The organism is Serratia plymuthica (assembly GCF_018336935.1).
GTDB lineage: Bacteria > Pseudomonadota > Gammaproteobacteria > Enterobacterales > Enterobacteriaceae > Serratia > Serratia plymuthica_B.
The window spans coordinates 3,032,925-3,049,833 of record NZ_CP068771.1 but is presented as its reverse complement, the minus strand read 5'-3'; the positions used below and the strand labels follow the sequence as shown (position 1 = coordinate 3,049,833).

Below are 16,909 nucleotides of genomic sequence, written 5' to 3'. Positions count from 1 at the left end.
GCCGTGGGATTGGGTTAAACCGCCGCGCTGTTGCAGACGATGCGGTTTTTACCCTCTTTTTTTGCCTGATACAGCGCGCTGTCCGCCATATTGATAAAACCAATTGGCGTGTCGTTGTACATATGGGGCACTTTGGCGCAGATGCCAATGCTGAGGGTAATCACGCTGTGCGGACTCCCCTGATGCGGTATCTTCAGTTCACGTACCGCCTGCATCACGCGTTCGGCGAAAATCAGCGCCCCCTGGGCGTCGGTGTCCGGCAGAATGATGCTCATTTCTTCGCCGCCGTAGCGGGCCATGATGTCATTGCTGCGGCTGGCCAGCCCCTTGAGCATTTGCCCGATCTGCTGCAGGCATTGGTCGCCGGCGACGTGGCCGTAGATATCGTTGTACTGCTTGAAATAGTCGATATCCAGCATCAGCAGCGCCACGCTGCGGTAGTTGCGCGCCGCGCGCGCCAGTTCGTTCTTTAAGGCGATATCAAACTGACGGCGGTTGGCCAACCCGGTCAGGCCGTCCAGCAGCGCCAACTCTTCAAGCCGCAGGTTGATGCTGGTGAGTTGATCGCGGGTGCGCATCAGCTCGGCCTCGGTGCGCATGCTGTGGTTTATCTGCCGCATCAACACCATCCCCAATGCCAGCAGAATGGCCAGCAGGATAGCGCCTCCAGCCACAAACAGGCCGGAATCGTTGCGCCAGTCGGCCAGCGCGTCTTCTTTCGACAGCCCGGCGGTGATCACCAGCGGATAGCGGTTGACCCTTGAATAGCCATAAATCCTTTCCACCTTGTCGTATAACGAGGTGATGGTGGCGTTACCGAATTCGGAATGCGGCAGAATTTCGCGGAACAAGACGCCCTGAGAGATATTTTTGCCGATCGAAGCGGCGGAGTAAGGGCGGCGGTAGAGAATGGTGCCGTCCGCCAGCAGCAGGCTGAGCGCGGCATCGCTGTTAAGCGCGAAGGTGTCGTAAAACTGGCGGAAATAATCGACGTACAGCGTCGCCAGCACCACGCCGGCAAAACTGCCGTCCGGATGGTTTAAACGGCGCGACACCGGAATGATCAAATCGCCGGTGGAACGGCTGCGCACCACTTTGCCGATGTAGATAGCGTTACTGTTGTGCTCAAGGTGGTATTTAAAATACTCGCGGTCAGCATTGTTGGCGTTCTGCACGAACCTTCCGGAGGAGGTGACTATCCAACTGCCGTGCGAATCGTAAATAAACAGACCGTGCAACTGAGGCAGATTGCCGACTTGCCCTTGCATCAACTTTTGCAGACGCAACTGTTGCGCCTGGCCCAGCCCGTCGATTTGAATGCGTTCGGTCAGATCCGACAGCGTGTTGTCCACTTGCAAGAAAGTGTCATCGGCATGTTGCGCCAGCGAGCGTGCCAGATTGGCGGACTCATATTCGGCGCTTTTCAGATCGCGCTGATGCGCATTCCAGATTTGCCAGACATTAAACAGAATCAGCGTGGCGGCAACGATGACGACAAACACGCCAGCCTGAAATAATAACGGGGAGTTTTTACCGTTGTGCGGCAGATTGGCATCCTGCGGTTGCTGCTGTGTCATGTCACCCTTGTATTATGCGATTTTTAAATAAAGTTAAGAACTATCTTACATCTTATTCGTTAATTCTGCTGACCACTACTCCCTTAAACACGTTACCCTCGGCAGAGGTGACAATCTGCCCAAAAATGCCCGGAAATGAGAGGATAGCGAGTGTGTCTGACATCATCATTATTACTTTACTGACGCTGGCGGTGTATTACCCGGTCACGCTGGGCGCGTTGGCGTTGATGATATTTTTTGCCTGGCGGCGGCGTAAATCGCCTTATTGGCGTTTGGGGTTGGCGCTGTTGACGGTGCTGTTTGCGCTGTTCGCCATGGCGGCCTACGACTGGCATCACTATAGCTGATTGCCGAAGGCGCGGTGTCCGCCAGAGGCCGCGGGCACCGCGACGGGGTGGGATTATTCAACGTTAATCATCCAATTGACGCCAAACTGGTCGGTCAGCATGCCAAACCCCTTGGCCCAAAAAGTGGGCCCATAAGGCAGGGTTACCTGGCCGCCCTGCGACAGCTTTTCAAACAGCTCACGTCCTTGTTCCACGTCTGTTGGGTTGAGCGACAGGGAAAACCCTTTGTGTGACGCGTCAGCGCCATCCTGCGGGCAGCCGTCGGAGGCCATCAGCGCGCTTTCGCCAATCAGCAACCGTGCATGCATGATGGATTCCGGATCGGCATCCTGAGGGCCGCCCTGTTTTGCTTCCTCGGGCATCTCCTTGTAACGCATGATCATTTCAATTTTACCGCCCAGTTGCTGCGCGTAGAAATTCACCGCTTGTTCGCAATTACCGTTAAAAAATAAATAGGGTTGAATCAACATGACATTGACCTCGGTTATGGCCCGTCAGGCTGTAAACCGGCCCGTGGGCAGGGAAAAAGATTTCGCCCGGCAACTATTGCCGCAGGTGACTTACAAGTGTAGTGCGAATTGTGGTGAATGCCCGGTGGACGATCACGCTCTGGCGCTTTGGGGAACGGCCATACGGATTGGTCGAAAAAACGGGATGGTTCATCCCGATTTGAACAGATTATCTGAGCGGGCAGGCTTTCTATACTCAGGGCACCTTTCATAAACGGAGCCATTGTCATGAGTAAGCAATCTTTGAATGGAAAAGTAGTGTTGATCGCCGGTGGCGCGAAGAATCTGGGTGGACTGGTGGCGCGCGATCTGGCGGCCAGCGGCGCGGCGGCCATAGTGGTGCATTACAACAGCGACGCGACGCGGACGGCGGCGGAAGAAACGCTGGCTGCGGTTAAAGCGACGGGGGCGCAGGCGATAGCGGTGCAGGGCGATCTGACCCGGCCGGCCAACGTAGCGCGGGTGTTTGAGGAAGCGATTAAGGCGTTCGGCAAGGTGGATATTGCGATCAATACCGCCGGGCTGGTGATCAAAAAACCGATTGCCGAGGTGACCGAAGCGGATTACGACACCAGTTTTGACGTCAACGCCAAGGCGGCATTTTTCTTTATTCAGCAAGCAGGCAAGCATTTGGCGGATAATGGCCGCATCGTGACCATCGTCAGTTCGCTGTTGGCAGCCTATACACCCTTTTATGCGGTGTACCCCGGCAGCAAGGCGCCGGTGGAGCATTTCACCCGCGCGGCTTCCAAGGAGTTTGGCGAGCGCGGCATCAGCGTAAATGCTATCGGCCCCGGCCCGATGGATACGCCGTTCTTCTATGGTCAGGAAAGCAAGGAAGCGGTGGAATACCATAGCGGTGCCGCCGCGCTGAGCAAATTCTCGAAAACCGGCCTGACCGACATTGAAGATATCGCGCCTATCGTCAAATTCTTAGTCACCGACGGCTGGTGGATCACCGGGCAGACGCTGTTCGCCAACGGTGGCTATACTACCCGTTAATCTTATTTCTGCTGCGGTCGATGCCGCAGCCCTTTTTTCAGGATGCAGAGCCGGTGGATAAAATAGGGAGATTGCGGGTTTTTATCCAGGTTGCCGAGGTGGGCAGTTTTATCCGCGCTTCGCATATTTTGCTGATGCCCAAAACCACGGTGTCGGCGGCGATCCAGCAGTTGGAACATGAAATGGGCGCCCGTCTGTTTCATCGCACGACCCGCAAAGTGCAGCTGACCAGCGACGGCGAACTGCTGCTCGACAAAGCGCGCAGCCTGCTGTCCGATGTGAACGCGCTGGACAGGCTATTTCAGCAGGAAAACGGGCCTATTAGCGGCCGGTTGACCGTCGATGTGCCCAGCCGTATTGCCCGGCGGATAATCGTGCCGGCGCTGCCTGATTTTTTCCTGCACTACCCCGATATTCAGCTGTTTCTTAGCGCCAGCGACCGCTCAATCGATTTGATTCAGGAGGGGGTAGATTGCGTGGTGCGTGTCGGTAGCCTCAGTGACAGTAGCCTGGTCAGCCAACCGCTTGGTCGTTTGAGCATGGCCAACTGTGCCAGCCCGGATTATTTACGGCGCTATGGGACGCCGGAGCATACCGAACAGTTGGACGAGCACTGGGTAGTGGGGTACGCGCAGCCCAATCTGGCGGGCGCGGATACCTGGCTGTGGGAGCAGGAAGGGCGAACGGTCGAAAAAACGCTGCGCAGCCGGGTGACGGTCAACAATGCGGAGAATTATATCGGCTGCTGCCTGGCGGGGCTGGGAATGATTCAAAACCCGAGATTTGATCTCCAGCATCATCTTGATGATGGCAGCCTGCGCGAGATTTTACCGCAGGCTCGGCCACCGGCGATGGGCATTACGCTGCTTTATCCTCACCGGCGACAGCGTTCGGCGCGTTTCACGGCGTTCGCCGACTGGCTCAGCCGTTTAATCAAGCCGTTTTGCGAAAGCTGAGCGGGGCCAACATTACATCAACAACTGTGCGGCAGACCCATCCAAGAGGGCGGCAAAGGTGTAGATGACAGCCAGTATCAACATGAATGGCATATTGTTCATTGCCTATCTCCAGCGGAAATATTCACTTCAAGTATAGCCCGTGGAGATGACAGCCAGATGAATTAGGTCGTTTTTTGTACACGTAAATTCAGACAGACGGAAATGTGTAAACTGCTGATATTTGTCTATAGTAACAGTGTGAAGCTGCGTATTTGACGCGAATCACCCTGTATCGCGCTGCCGGTAACGGCAAGCATAGGGAAACATAGGTGTGAAAGTCTCGGCCAGGGTTGGAGCAAGTGCGAAACTCGGTGTGAACTTTTCGGCTATGTTAACTTAAGGATATGAAATGTCAGTGAAAAATGACGTTAAAAACAATGTTGAACAGTTGTGTGACGGTGCCAAATCTGCCGCATGCGAAGTGCGGGCCGGTTTGAAAGACGTGGCCGGGCACTCCTGTTCTTACATTAAGGACAACCCCTGGGCTGGGGTTGGCGCCGGCGCCGTAGTGGGCCTGGTGATAGGATTTCTTTTAGGCAAAAAGTAATAGGGAGAGTAAAAATGGGCATCATTTCCTGGATCATTTTTGGTTTAATCGCCGGTATCCTGGCTAAATGGATCATGCCGGGCAAGGACGGCGGTGGCTTTATCTTGACTGTTATCCTCGGGATCATCGGTGCGGTAGTCGGCGGTTATATCAGTACCTTCTTCGGCATGGGTCGCGTAGATGGTTTTAACCTGGGCAGCTTCGTTGTCGCAATAATCGGTGCCCTGGTGGTGCTTTTTGTCTACAGAAAGATCAGAGGCTAATCAGGTGCTGATCAACAGGGTCGCTGCGGCGACCCTTTTTCGTTAAATCATAACGGTCGTACGGCCTGAGCCGGCGGCCAGAAGGGGATGACCATGGGTCTGTTTGATAACGTATTGGGCAGTATTCTGGGCGGCGGCGCTAATGGCGGCAAAGGCCTGGATTACGTCGCCATCATGCAATGGGTCCAGCAACAGGGCGGCCTGCAGGCGATTTTGGACAAGTTCCGCCAGGGGCAATTCGGCGATGTGGTCGGTTCATGGCTGGGCAACGGTGAAAACCAGCCGATCAACGGCGATCACGTGCAGCAGGCGCTGGGCAGCGATGCCATCAATCAGTTGGCCGAAAAGTTGGGGATCGATCCGGCCGAGGCTTCCAGCACCATCGCGCAGTTCCTGCCGACGGTGGCTGACGCCGCATCGCCAAATGGCGAAGTGCAGCAAGACAGCAACGAACTGGGCGATATGGTCGGTAAGTTGTTCAAATAATGCTTATGCCCCCGGCAGCGGGTCGGGGGCATTGTTTAACCTAATGCCTTCAATCTCTTTCAACGCTTCCAGCAAATAATCTACCCATGCCCGCACTTTGCCGGGAATAAACCGCGCAGCGGGGTAGACGGCATGCAACGCCATTGGCGGGTAGCGCCAGGCAGGCAATACCTGCACCAGCGTGCCGGCGGCCAGTTGCCGACCAATCAATGGCCGTTGCGCACCGCCGATACCCAATCCAGACTCGATGGCTGCCAGCAGCGAGAAGGTGTTGTTGGCGCGGAATACCGGCCGCAGATTCACCATCTCGGCGCCCTGAGGGCCGATCAGCGTCAGCGCATCGCCGTCGCGAAGGCCGCTGTAGCGAATGTACGCATGGGCCGCCAGCGCTGCCGGTGTTTGCGGTGCGCCATGCGCCGCCAAATAAGCCGGCGAAGCCACGAGAATGCGCTGTAACTCCCCCAGCCGCCGCGCCACCGTGCCCGGTGCGCTCAGCTCGCCAAAACGAATCGCTACGTCAATGCCCTCGCCAATGACATCCGCCCGGCGATCGTCCAGCAAAAGCTCAATATTCAGTTCGGGATGGTGTTGTTGGAAGGCGATCGCCAACGGTGTCAGATGCTGCTGGCCGAACCCCGTCGGCGCATGAATGCGTAAATTCCCTTGTAACCGTTGGTTCAGGCCGTGCAGCGCTTCTTCCGCTTCGTTTACCGCCGCCAAAATGGGCTTGATTTGCCGGTAATAGCCACCGCCGGCATCGGTCAGGGAGACGGCGCGGGTACTGCGAAACAGCAGCTGTGCGCCCAGTTGCAGTTCCAGCCCGGCGATTTGCTGGCTGACCGCCGGCTGCGTCAGCCCCAGATCGCGGGCAGCCGCCGAGAGGCTGCCGAGCTCCGCTACGCGGACGAAAGTCTTCATGGCGCTCAGCTTGTCCATCATCCCTCCATTTATAGAATTTACTTATAAGTGTTAGTTAAAAATGGCGCCTACCGCAAGTTTTACTAATCGATCACAGTAGCTGTATCCATAAATGAACGGGAGACGCAACATGCAAAGCGGCAAACTGGCGCTGGTCGTCGGCGCCAATGGCGTTATCGGCCATAAACTGATTGAAGAACTGGTCGTGCAGGGGTGGCAAGTGGCCGGCCTGTCGCGCCGCGGGGGTGTGGACCGGCCGCAAGTGCGCTATCTGGCGGTTGATCTGCTGGATGCGCAGGCGACGCGCGATGCACTGCAACCTTTGACTCAGGTCAGCCACATTTTCTATGCCGCCTATCAGGACGCGCCAGATTGGGCGGGGCTGGTGGCACCGAACCTGAAGATGCTGGCGAACGTGGTGGAAGCGGTGGAGCCGGTGGCGCAAGAACTGGAGCACATCAGCCTGATGCAGGGATACAAGGTATACGGCGCGCATTTGGGGCCATTTAAAACCCCGGCGCGGGAAAGTGACGCCGGGCATATGCCGCCGGAGTTTAACGTGGATCAGCAAAACTACCTTGAGCGGCGCCAGCAGGGCAAACGCTGGCGCTGGAGCGCGATTCGCCCCAGCGTGGTTGGCGGGTTTTCGCTCGGCAATCCAATGAATCTGGCGCTGACCATTGCCGTTTATGCCTCAATCAGCAAGGCGTTGGGGCTGCCGCTGCGTTTTCCCGGCAAACCGGGCGCTTACCACAGTCTGTTGGAAATGACCGATGCCGGCCTGCTGGCGCGCGCTACGCTGTGGGCGGCGACCGAGCCTGCAGCGGTCAATCAGGCCTTTAACATCAATAATGGCGATTTATTCCGCTGGAGCGAGATGTGGCCGAAAATTGCCGATTATTTTGGTCTGGAGACGGCACCGCCGCTGCCTATGCCGCTTGAGCAGATGATGGCGGATAAAGCCGCGTTGTGGCGGACCCTCGCGCAGCAGCATGACTTGGCGGTGACAGATTACCAGGCGGTGGCCGGCTGGCGCTTTGCCGATTTTGTCTTCTCGTGGGATTACGACATGCTTGCCGATGGCAGCAAGGCGAGACGTTTCGGCTTTACCCAATTTGTCGAAACTGAAGCGATGTTCTTTACGCTGTTTGATGAGTTCCGCAAGAGAAAGATTATTCCCTAGCGCCTGCCGGCGGGCGGCCGCCTGAAATATCACCCCGCGGCACCGGCTGCGGGGTGTTTCACCTCAGAGGGTCAGCATAATCTTGCCGATATGCATGCTGGACTCCATCAGGGCATGCGCTTCGGCTGCCTGCTCCAACGGGAAAGTTTTGAAGATCTGTGGTTTTAACGCGCCGCGCTCCAGCAGCGGCCACACCTTCTGCTGCAAATCTGCGGCAATTTCCGCCTTATCTTCCACGCTGCGTGCGCGCAGGGTCGAGCCGGTGTGGGTCAGCCGCTTGAGCAGCAGCGGCATCAGGTTCAATTCCTTGACCACGCCGTTTTGAGTGCCGATTTGCACAATACGGCCATCCATCGCCGCCGCCTGATAGTTCTTCGCCACGTAATCCCCGGCTATCAGATCGACAATCACGTCCGCGCCTTTGCCGTTGGTCGCGCGTTTGGTTTGCTCGACGAAGTCTTCTTTGCGGTAGTTAATCGCCACATCGGCGCCCAGCGCCAGGCTGGCCTGACGTTTTTCCTCCGAACCGACGGTGGTGATCACATGGGCGCAGAACGCTTTCGCCAGCAGGGTGGCGACGGTGCCAATGCCTGAAGTGCCGCCGTGGATCAGCACGGTTTCACCGGCCTTTAGATGCCCGCGCTGGAACACATTGACCCAGACGGTAAAGAAGGTTTCAGGGATTGCTGCCGCTTCAGTCATGCTCATGTTCTGGGGCACCGGCAGTGCATTGCTCTCATGCACTTTGCAGTATTCGGCATAGCCGCCGCCGGCAATCAGGGCGCACACGCGATCGCCCAGGGCATAATTTTTCACCCCAGCGCCGGTAGCAACCACTTCACCGGCTATTTCCAGGCCGGGGATATCCGATGCGCCGGGGGGCGGCGCGTATTGGCCACGGCGTTGCATAACGTCAGGTCGGTTAACCCCGGCGGCGGCGACCTTCACCAAAATCTCACCCTGTTGCAGCGTCGGCAATGGTCGCTCGGCGACAATCAGCACTTCCGGTTCGCCTGGCTGGCTGATTTCGATCGCTTTCATGGTATTGGGCAGTGGTGGGTTTGCTGACATGCTCATTCTCCTCCGGTTGGGGTTCAGGTGCAGTGAACAGTGTAGATAAGCACCTGCTGTAATTCATATTTTATCTTACAGAAATACCGATGGGAGAATGTGGATCATAGGGCGGTTTTCAGTGCGGGGGAAGGGGGAGCCGCCGCAGAGGCGGCATGGTATCAGTCGTTTGGCGGGATACGGAAACCTTTGAGCGAGACGATAAAATGCTCTTTTCCTTTGGAGATCTTGGCGCCTTTATCACACCACAGGCTGGCGAGCTGGAAAAAGTCGTCGCTGTCGATGTCATAAGCCAGTTCTATTTTCTTGGCTGTGCCATAGCGGATCAGCTTTTCTGCTTCCTGATGGTTTGTTGCTTTAATTATGGTCATAACGAAATCCTTGGTGTAAGCCAGTGCGGATAATCGTGGACCATGATATGGCCGTATTGTGACAATTTTGTGATGAAAACATGACAGTGAACGGTTGTGCGGGCTGGAGCATAACCCGGAGGTTATGCTCCCACGGTTCGGTCAACGATCGTGAGGTCGTACCAGCGAGCTTTTCTGCTGTGATTTAAAGTGTTTGTACAGTGCATATCCTGCAATGCCGGCCAAAACTGCCAGTAAAGCCATATATTCTGTCGCCATGAGACTCATCTCCGATAAAGAGTGGCTAAGGAGCCGCTATTTGTGACAGTTATCACGTTATCGCGCAATAAGAGCATTCTGTAACGCTGCAGAATATTGATATTTAGACATAAAAAAAGCGCCTATAGGAAGGCGCATAAAAATTTGCAACACAGCTTGTCATATCCAACACCAGGAGGAGCGGTGGACAGGGCGCCATTGTATGAACTGCGCACGACGGCTGATATAGGGATAACTCTTAAAGCGCAGTTACCACTGATAACCCATATTCAGACTGTAATCGTCATCCTGATTGGTGGAGTAAGGGTCTGACTGACGGCGGCGATCGGTTTTTTTCACCGGCCCGTTAAGCGCTGAATAGGGTTTGGCGCGCGGACGGCTGCAACCGGGGTGATCGCATTCCATTTCAACGCGAAAACCTGTTTTGTCTTCTGACTCAGCCCAGACGACCGGCGGCTTGGCCGCTTTAGCTGCCGGGCCAAGGGCGGTTTGCGGCAGCGGCGCAGGGGCAAGGCTTGGCTCCGGTGCGGTATAAGATAAATCTAGTGCCTGGGCTGAGTGAGCGCTCAGCATCAACAGGGCGGTGCAGCAGGATACTGCCAGCGTACGCTTTCTAAGCATGGTCCATCTCCCTTCATAATTACGCGTCGCGACTATAAAACAGAGAAACGAGAATGACTATCATTTATGGGGTTGATGTCTTCTTTCAGAGCGGGTTTGTAAAAAATGTCTCTTTATCAGGCATCGGGCCATGGCATTGATAAGGTAAAAGGTGAAATTGTGTTCAATCTCAACGAGGTGGCTACTTGGTCGCGGCGAAATTTTAGAAATTCGAAGCTGTTTCAGGCTCCTGTTATCGGGTAAATACGGCCAATAACGCTGAAAAATTAAACTGCCGGGGTCAAATTCTGCGCGTTTGACCCCGTTTCCATCAAGGGGCCAACAAAAAGAGTTGCTATTAAAGCGCTGTCATGAGTTAATGCTTCTCGGCCTGTGGTACAGACCTATTTATGCACGACATTTTGAGTAAAGTAGTTCAAATTTAAAGCGTTATCCTAGATAGCTCTTCTCTGACGAATTTCCTTTCTAGTGCCTCCATAAGTAACTGATGACCGGCTATATCATATGCCCATGGTGGCTTACATTTAATATTGAAGGAATTAGACATGTCTAACATGATCAAAGGTCAAGTGAAGTGGTTCAACGAGTCTAAAGGTTTTGGTTTCATCACTCCAGCAGACGGCAGCAAAGACGTGTTCGTACACTTCTCTGCTATCCAGGATCAAGGCTTCAAGACCCTGGCTGAAGGCCAGAACGTACAGTTCTCTATCGAGAACGGTGCTAAAGGTCCGTCAGCGGCTAACGTTACCGCTATCTAATCGGCCTCTGCTGATTAATAAAAACCCGCCAAGGCGGGTTTTTTTGTGCCTGTAATTTGCCTAAGACGAAAAAAAGCCCGCAAGTCTGCGGGCAAAAGTTCCTTGTTACTTCTTCATTTGCAGACACTTCTCTGGGGGGAAGCGCCTGTCAACAGACTATCCTTTGTGCTCTTAAGATTCTGCGGCCAAAACGTTAAGAAAGTGAAAATATGGCGGTGCGTTAGCCTGCTACGCTTTAGGAAAACGCTGAAACGGGCATGTTGCAGATTGACTCCGCTACTGCACGGTGTTTTTCACGCCTCATTTTGTAATACACTGACATCAATGATAAATGATGGGGAAAAATATGAAAGTTAACGATCTGGTAACGGTAAAAACTGACGGTGAACTGAAACGTGAAGGGGTGATATTGGCGGTAGAAGAATTTAATGAAGGGATCATGTACCTGGTCGCTCTGGACGACTATCCTGCCGGCGTCTGGTTCTTCAACGAGATTGACAGCCGTGACGGCACCTTCGTTGAGTTGCGACAGGCCAGGTAGGCTATCGATAAATAGCCAATATCTTTCCAACGCATTAAGTTAATTCGAAAGATTTTCGCAAAGTTATTATTCCTTAGGGGTAGGAATTTTCTATCTTTTGCTACGGGAATACCCGCCGCGGCCGAGGATGTCGTCGCGAGCAGGTATTGAGGTCATTTAAATGTTTTATATCCAGGATACTGGGTGATAAGACATTTCAAACCAAATCTGAGCAGAATGTACGGTTAAGTTCTTTACCTAGCGGCTATTGACAAATATCCCACTGGTTAAGGTGTCGGTTAAACGGACAACATGATAAATAATTTGCTTGTTGTGCGTTTTAATTTTTCTTTTGATATTTCCCTTGTGGGAAGAGACTGTCTTGGCCTTAATTTGCATCTGGTCGGATATCTGGATGGTTCCCTGACCCGACATCCACATGCGCAACATGTTCGATTCTGTTTGACTTAGCGTAACCGGCGTTTGGTCAAATGAGGTCTTTTCGGCGCGAGTGGCTTTCTTCTCAAGATAGTGACTAAGTAGCTGATTCATAGTCTCTGGCTTGATGGATTTTGACGAGATGATGACATTTTTACGAACATATAAATAATCGTCAAAATGTACGTTGGTGATGGCCATAAAGATGAAGAATAAGGTGTCCGGGTGCAGTGAAATCACCCGTTTTATACGTTCCGTCGCATTGGCTTCGTGTATAAAGCAATCTTCGTTAATAAACACCAGGCTAGGTTTCAACTTGCTGCATTTTTCATGCAGATCGTCGATGTCGTTGATGGCACTAATTTGGCGTTTTTTTACTCCGTGTGCTGTCAGGTAGTCTGTTAAACCCAATCTTGTATAGCTGCATGAATCCATAATGATCGTTGGCATATCGCACCCCCACTTAAATCCGTTTTACCGCGGTAACAAAGAGAAAAAGCCTGAAGCCTGAAGGCAAAAAAAAAGAACAAAAATTTACATATAGCGAGTGTTCTATCAATAAATACGATGGCACTCAACGATATTTTCTTTCTAAACTAATTAATCATGTGAATCTATAAGTTTAGCTTAAGTCAGAACAATCTGCTAACCACCAATCTGGCAGGCAATAACGCTGACCTATGCTTGAGCCGCGTACCTACAGGCATCGTTATGATTGAATCTATGCATCATGTCACGAAATGAAATTTTAAATTGTTAGGAAAATTCTTAAAAAAAATTCATGTGTTGTTTTTTTAACATTTTTTAGCTTAATTCTTCAGCGCGTTGAATGCTGGCAAATCTCGGTTTTTTAAGAATTATCGTTATATATCATTGTGTTATTTTTTAAGTTTTCGTTTTTAATAATGAGAATGCTTTCTTTTTTTATCAGTTATGATATCCAACAATCACATCGAGTTAACATGGAACCGGTTCTTTGTTAAGGAAACTGACGATATAACAAAGAGTTGATGTGGCTATATGTGCTATTTCACAAAATGTGAGAAATGTCAGAGTGTGATTAATTGGTTTCTCTGAACTATTTTCGTTCGTTATGGTGAGTATGGCATTGCTGGGGGAAGGCAATTCTGCAGGGTGCCTGGCCTGCGGCTGGCGCAATCAATCATTAAATGGACGCCGCAAGGGCGCCCTTAAACTCTGTGATTACAGCGCTTCAGGCAGGCAGTGCCGCAATGATTCCAGCGCCAGGCGGATATCTTCTTCTTCCGTCATCCAATTGACCAATGCGGCGCGGATCCCGGGTTGCCCGTTAAAACGTGTGGGGGTACAACGCACTACGCCATGCCGATCGAGCCGGGCGATAAAGCGATCCCGTGCGGTTTCGGCATCCTCTTTAACGTTACTGAGAGCGAAGCACACCACGTTCAGATTGACCGGTGCCAGCAGATGAAAACCCTCGCTGGCATCCAACTCTGCGCCCAGTTGGCGCGCCAACCGGATATTACGCTCAACCATGTCCTGCATGCCGCTGCGGCCATAGGCTTTAAGCGCCATCCATAATGGCAGGGCGCGGAAACGCCGTGAATTTTCCGGCGTCAGGTGCAGGTAGTCGTCCGGGCGCAACGTCGGCGCTTCCATATAGACCGAATGGTTTTGGAAAACCTGCATCTGCAGTTCCAGATGACGGGTGAATTGAATGGCGCTGTCGTAGGGCACATTCAACCATTTATGCGCGTCAACGGTGATCGAATCTGCTTGCTCCCAGCCGGTCAACAGCGGGGAATAGTGCGGTGAACAGGCGGCGACACCGCCAAAAGCGGCATCAACGTGCAACCAGAACGGGTAGCGTTCGCGCAGCGCCAGCAGGCGCGGCAAATCGTCGAAGGTTACGGTGTTGACCGTGCCGGCGCTGGCCAGCACGATGACAGGCATGCCATTGCTGGCGGCCAGGTGCCGCTCCAGCGCTGCGGTGTCTATGGCTTCGGAATCCGGCAGGCTGTCGATGATTTTCAGCGCATCGCGGCCGATCCCGAGCATGCTGAGTGCCTTCACGCTGCTGGAATGGGCATTCGCCGACAGCACCTGAATGGGGCCTAATGCCGCCAATCCCTGTTCGGCGACATCGATCCCACGTTGTTGCCCCAGCCACTGGCGGCCAATAGCGATGCCGACAAAGTTGGCCATGGTCGCCCCGCTGACAAAGCTGCCGCTAAACGCTTTCGGTAAACCCAGCAACGACTTCAATTGCTCAATAGTCGCCAGCTCAATCGCCGCGGCAACGGTGTCGTGGCTCAGCAGGCTGTTTTGGTCTGTGGCACTAACCAGCCAATCCCCCGCCAGCGCGGCCGGAGTGGCGCCGCCGGTGACGAAGCCAAAATAACGCGGCCCGGCGCTGCCTGATAGACCCTCGGCATAGCGTAACCAGAAATCCTCCAGCGCCGCCAAAGCGCCGTTGCCACTGTCCGCCAGTTGGTCGTCGCCCAACTGCAGCTGCTGGGCCTCAAGAGGAGGGTAAACCGGGCGCTGCTTCAACCCGGCGAGAAATCCGTCAGCCAACTGGCGGGTCCGGTCGAGTATCTGTGGAAATTGGTCAAGATCCTGCTGTAAGCGAGGGTGCATCTGTGGCTCCGGAGAGAAGAGGATAAGGGTGACACCTTAGACCATTTGCTTTAGTGCGAAAATCGATGAAAAATGACCCTTTTGGATAGCTGGACTAACCAATGTTCAATGAGCGTGTTCCCTTGCATACCCTGCCGACGTTTGTGATTGCCGCCAAACTGGAGAATTTGCGCGCCACCGCGCAGCAGGTGCATCTTACCCACGGCGCGGTCAGCCAACAGATCCAGCAGCTCGAACAGGCGATCGGCTGCGCGTTGTTTGAACGTTGCGGGCGCGGGTTGCGTCTGAACGCCGCCGGCCGCGAACTGCTGGCGGTGGCGGAGCCGGCGCTGCAGGCACTGCAACAGGGAATTGGCCGTGTCAGGCGTATTGCGCAAAGCCACACGCTGCGCATCAGCGTGCTGCCCTCTTTCGCTCACTATTGGTTAATGCCGCGTCTGCCCGCTTTCCGCGATGCCTGCGCCGGCATTGCGCTGGATATCGACGCTTCTCTGGCGGTGCAGGATCTGTCGCGCAAGGGATTTGATGTGGCCATTCGTATTGGCGAGGGCCAATGGCCGAACTTGCAGGCGCAGCGTATCGCTTCCGGGGAGGTGGTGCCGGTTGCCATTCCAGAGTTGGCGCAGCAGTGGCAGGCGGCATTCGACAAGGGTTCACCGCGCATGCCGCTGCTGGAGCATGATGTTACGCCGTGGCGCAGCTGGTTTGCAGCGCATCAGCGGGAGGAATGCGGGCAGCAACTGGCTCTGTTTAATGACGCCGGTTTGCTGATCCGCGCCGCAGAGCAGGGGTTCGGCATTGCGCTGGTGAAAAGGCTGCTGGTGAGCGATGCCCTGGCGGAGGGACGTTTGGTCGCGTTGGCTGAGGCAAAGCATCTGGATAAGAGCGATTTTTATCTGGTTTGGCCGCAGACCGCCGGTTTGACGCCGGCGGTCGAAGAGTTACTGCACTGGTTGCAGCGCCAACTGGCCTGAATCAGCGGCGTAGCCATTCCGGCTGGGAAGTGCCCAGAGCGGTAGCGGGCAGAGCCCAGAGCAGCGCCGTACCCTTCAAATGCAACGGGGCGCCAAGGCGCAGCGCTGCACCCCAGTGGGTCAACTCGGTTTCCGGGTTTTCATCAGCCGCGGTTATCGGCGCCAGCGGCTTTGACCTGTGATCCTGCGGATAAGGATTATCGAACAGCAGCTGTGCGGTGCGGGCCAGCGAAAGCCGCGCACTGTAACCTGTGCCGCGCGCCAACCGCTCGCGCATGCCATGCAGCACCGCCGTCGCCATCAGGTAACCGGTAGCATGATCCAGCGCCTGTACCGGCAATGGCACCGGCGTGGCGGCGTTTTTCCACGTCATGCCCGAGGATGCCAACCCGCAGCTCATCTGCACCAGACTATCGAAGCCGCGCCGCCCGCGCCACGGGCCGCTCCAGCCGTAAGCGTTCAGACAGACGTCGATCAACCCCGGCGACAGCGCGCGCCGTTGTTCCGCGCCATAGCCCAATTTTTCCAGCGCGCCTGCGCGGTAACCATGAACGATGACATCGGCACTTTTCAGCAGATGCTCAAAGGTGTGGCGATCGTGAGCGTTATGCAGGTTCAGGCGTGCACAACGTTTACCGAGGATCACTTCATGCTCGACGCCTGGCTCGTCCCAACCGTAGGGATCGATGCGCAATACGTCCGCGCCCAATCCGGCCAGAAAGCGGGTGGCGATCGGCCCGGCGATAATCCGCGTCAGATCCAGCACTCGCACGCCGTGCAGCGGTCTGGCGGCCGGCAGCACCCAGTCGGGCGGTGGGGCTTCCGGTTGCAGCTTGCGGTGGATTAACGGCTCCAGCGCGACGCTTTTGCCTTGAATATGCTGCCGCCACGCCTCGACCGGGCGCATTTCCGCCGCGCAGCCGCCGGCCTCAATCACCGCCTGTTCCAATTCGCTTTTTTGCCACTCCAGCACCTTTTGCGCCAGTGTGCCTTTATCCTGATGCGGCCCCAGCACCTGTTCCACCGCTTTACGGTGATGCGGCGCATTGGTATGCAGGCGGATCCAGCCGTCGCGCGTGGCATAATCACCCGCCAGCGCATCCCAGGCGGCGGGCAGTTGCCACCCCAGCGGCCGCAAGGTCCAGCCGAACCACAACGAAGCCAGCCGACGATCGACAAATACCTGCGGCATATCGCCTTTGCTTTGTTGTAATAGCCCGGCGCAGGCCAGGCCGGCAGCCCCCCAGCAAGCCGTAGCCAGTTCGGTCACCGGGAACGCGCTGGCCAGTTCGCCTTCACCGCTGATCGTCAATGGGCCCACTGGCGTGGCGCTGTGGCCCAGGCTTTGCCAGATCTCGTCGAGTAGCTTTTGGGTTAGGGTAGTCATCAGTAAACTCCATCGTTGCCGAGTGGGGGGACTGAGCCTAGCGTAGTTCACCCCGACCGGAG

Annotated in this window: 19 protein-coding genes; 10 read left to right on the top strand and 9 right to left on the bottom strand. The window is 54.8% G+C overall.

Annotated elements, in window-relative coordinates; translation table 11 throughout:
- Positions 1–14: 14 nt before the first annotated feature.
- Positions 15–1,577 carry a sensor domain-containing diguanylate cyclase gene (locus JK621_RS14180; RefSeq protein ID WP_212556553.1) on the bottom strand — a complete coding sequence of 521 codons (1,563 nt, stop codon included), beginning with the start codon at positions 1,575–1,577 and terminating at the stop codon, positions 15–17.
- Between the two features lie 152 nt (positions 1,578–1,729).
- On the opposite strand from JK621_RS14180, the gene JK621_RS14175 reads away from it, so the two are divergent.
- Positions 1,730–1,924, top strand: coding sequence for a hypothetical protein (locus tag JK621_RS14175; RefSeq protein WP_212556552.1), 195 nt, complete (start codon positions 1,730–1,732; stop codon positions 1,922–1,924).
- A 53-nt stretch (positions 1,925–1,977) separates the two neighbouring features.
- Here the strand turns inward: JK621_RS14175 and JK621_RS14170 are convergent, their stop codons facing one another.
- Entirely contained in the window at positions 1,978–2,394 is a 417-nt protein-coding gene (locus JK621_RS14170) for a VOC family protein (protein WP_212556551.1), read from the bottom strand.
- Between the two features lie 267 nt (positions 2,395–2,661).
- On the opposite strand from JK621_RS14170, the gene JK621_RS14165 reads away from it, so the two are divergent.
- The 5 genes from JK621_RS14165 to JK621_RS14145 all read left to right on the top strand — a co-directional run bounded on the left by JK621_RS14165 (position 2,662) and on the right by JK621_RS14145 (position 5,729).
- Positions 2,662–3,435 (top strand): SDR family oxidoreductase, encoded by a 774-nt coding sequence (locus JK621_RS14165; protein ID WP_212556550.1) that lies wholly within the window; start codon positions 2,662–2,664, stop codon positions 3,433–3,435.
- A 53-nt stretch (positions 3,436–3,488) separates the two neighbouring features.
- Entirely contained in the window at positions 3,489–4,391 is a 903-nt protein-coding gene (locus JK621_RS14160; RefSeq protein ID WP_212556549.1) for a LysR family transcriptional regulator, read from the top strand.
- Positions 4,392–4,782: 391 nt separating this feature from the next.
- Positions 4,783–4,980, top strand: a complete 198-nt coding sequence (locus JK621_RS14155; protein WP_212556548.1) for a glycine zipper domain-containing protein — start codon at positions 4,783–4,785, stop codon at positions 4,978–4,980.
- 14 nt (positions 4,981–4,994) lie between these two features.
- Positions 4,995–5,243, top strand: coding sequence for a GlsB/YeaQ/YmgE family stress response membrane protein (locus JK621_RS14150; protein WP_212556547.1), 249 nt, complete (start codon positions 4,995–4,997; stop codon positions 5,241–5,243).
- 93 nt (positions 5,244–5,336) lie between these two features.
- Positions 5,337–5,729: a YidB family protein gene (locus JK621_RS14145; RefSeq protein WP_212556546.1), complete on the top strand. Its 393-nt coding sequence runs from the start codon at positions 5,337–5,339 to the stop codon at positions 5,727–5,729.
- A 3-nt stretch (positions 5,730–5,732) separates the two neighbouring features.
- Here JK621_RS14145 and JK621_RS14140 read toward each other — a convergent pair whose 3' ends face one another.
- Positions 5,733–6,665, bottom strand: a complete 933-nt coding sequence (locus tag JK621_RS14140) for a LysR family transcriptional regulator (RefSeq protein ID WP_212560202.1) — start codon at positions 6,663–6,665, stop codon at positions 5,733–5,735.
- A gap of 112 nt (positions 6,666–6,777) precedes the next feature.
- Between JK621_RS14140 and JK621_RS14135 the strand changes: the two genes are divergently transcribed.
- Positions 6,778–7,830 (top strand): SDR family oxidoreductase, encoded by a 1,053-nt coding sequence (locus JK621_RS14135; RefSeq protein ID WP_212556545.1) that lies wholly within the window; start codon positions 6,778–6,780, stop codon positions 7,828–7,830.
- Positions 7,831–7,893: 63 nt separating this feature from the next.
- On the opposite strand, the gene JK621_RS14130 is transcribed toward JK621_RS14135, so the two are convergent.
- From JK621_RS14130 to JK621_RS14120, 3 genes are all read right to left on the bottom strand, one after another.
- Positions 7,894–8,901: an NAD(P)H-quinone oxidoreductase gene (locus JK621_RS14130; protein WP_212556544.1), complete on the bottom strand. Its 1,008-nt coding sequence runs from the start codon at positions 8,899–8,901 to the stop codon at positions 7,894–7,896.
- Between the two features lie 161 nt (positions 8,902–9,062).
- Entirely contained in the window at positions 9,063–9,272 is a 210-nt protein-coding gene (locus tag JK621_RS14125) for a hypothetical protein (protein WP_212556543.1), read from the bottom strand.
- Positions 9,273–9,779: 507 nt separating this feature from the next.
- Positions 9,780–10,151, bottom strand: a complete 372-nt coding sequence (locus JK621_RS14120) for a hypothetical protein (protein ID WP_212556542.1) — start codon at positions 10,149–10,151, stop codon at positions 9,780–9,782.
- A gap of 545 nt (positions 10,152–10,696) precedes the next feature.
- Between JK621_RS14120 and cspE the strand changes: the two genes are divergently transcribed.
- A complete protein-coding gene (gene cspE / locus JK621_RS14115; protein ID WP_004946278.1) occupies positions 10,697–10,909 on the top strand; it encodes a transcription antiterminator/RNA stability regulator CspE in 213 nt (70 codons plus the stop codon).
- Positions 10,910–11,255: 346 nt separating this feature from the next.
- A complete protein-coding gene (gene dsrB, locus JK621_RS14110) occupies positions 11,256–11,450 on the top strand; it encodes a protein DsrB (protein ID WP_212556541.1) in 195 nt (64 codons plus the stop codon).
- Between the two features lie 237 nt (positions 11,451–11,687).
- Here dsrB and rcsA read toward each other — a convergent pair whose 3' ends face one another.
- Both rcsA and JK621_RS14100 read right to left on the bottom strand, forming a co-directional pair.
- Positions 11,688–12,317, bottom strand: a complete 630-nt coding sequence (gene rcsA, locus JK621_RS14105) for a transcriptional regulator RcsA (RefSeq protein ID WP_212556540.1) — start codon at positions 12,315–12,317, stop codon at positions 11,688–11,690.
- 753 nt (positions 12,318–13,070) lie between these two features.
- Positions 13,071–14,486, bottom strand: coding sequence for a pyridoxal phosphate-dependent decarboxylase family protein (locus tag JK621_RS14100; protein WP_212556539.1), 1,416 nt, complete (start codon positions 14,484–14,486; stop codon positions 13,071–13,073).
- 101 nt (positions 14,487–14,587) lie between these two features.
- Between JK621_RS14100 and JK621_RS14095 the strand changes: the two genes are divergently transcribed.
- Positions 14,588–15,460, top strand: a complete 873-nt coding sequence (locus tag JK621_RS14095; RefSeq protein ID WP_212556538.1) for a LysR substrate-binding domain-containing protein — start codon at positions 14,588–14,590, stop codon at positions 15,458–15,460.
- 1 nt (position 15,461) lies between these two features.
- On the opposite strand, the gene JK621_RS14090 is transcribed toward JK621_RS14095, so the two are convergent.
- Positions 15,462–16,847: a CoA transferase gene (locus tag JK621_RS14090; protein ID WP_212556537.1), complete on the bottom strand. Its 1,386-nt coding sequence runs from the start codon at positions 16,845–16,847 to the stop codon at positions 15,462–15,464.
- Positions 16,848–16,909: the final 62 nt, after the last annotated feature.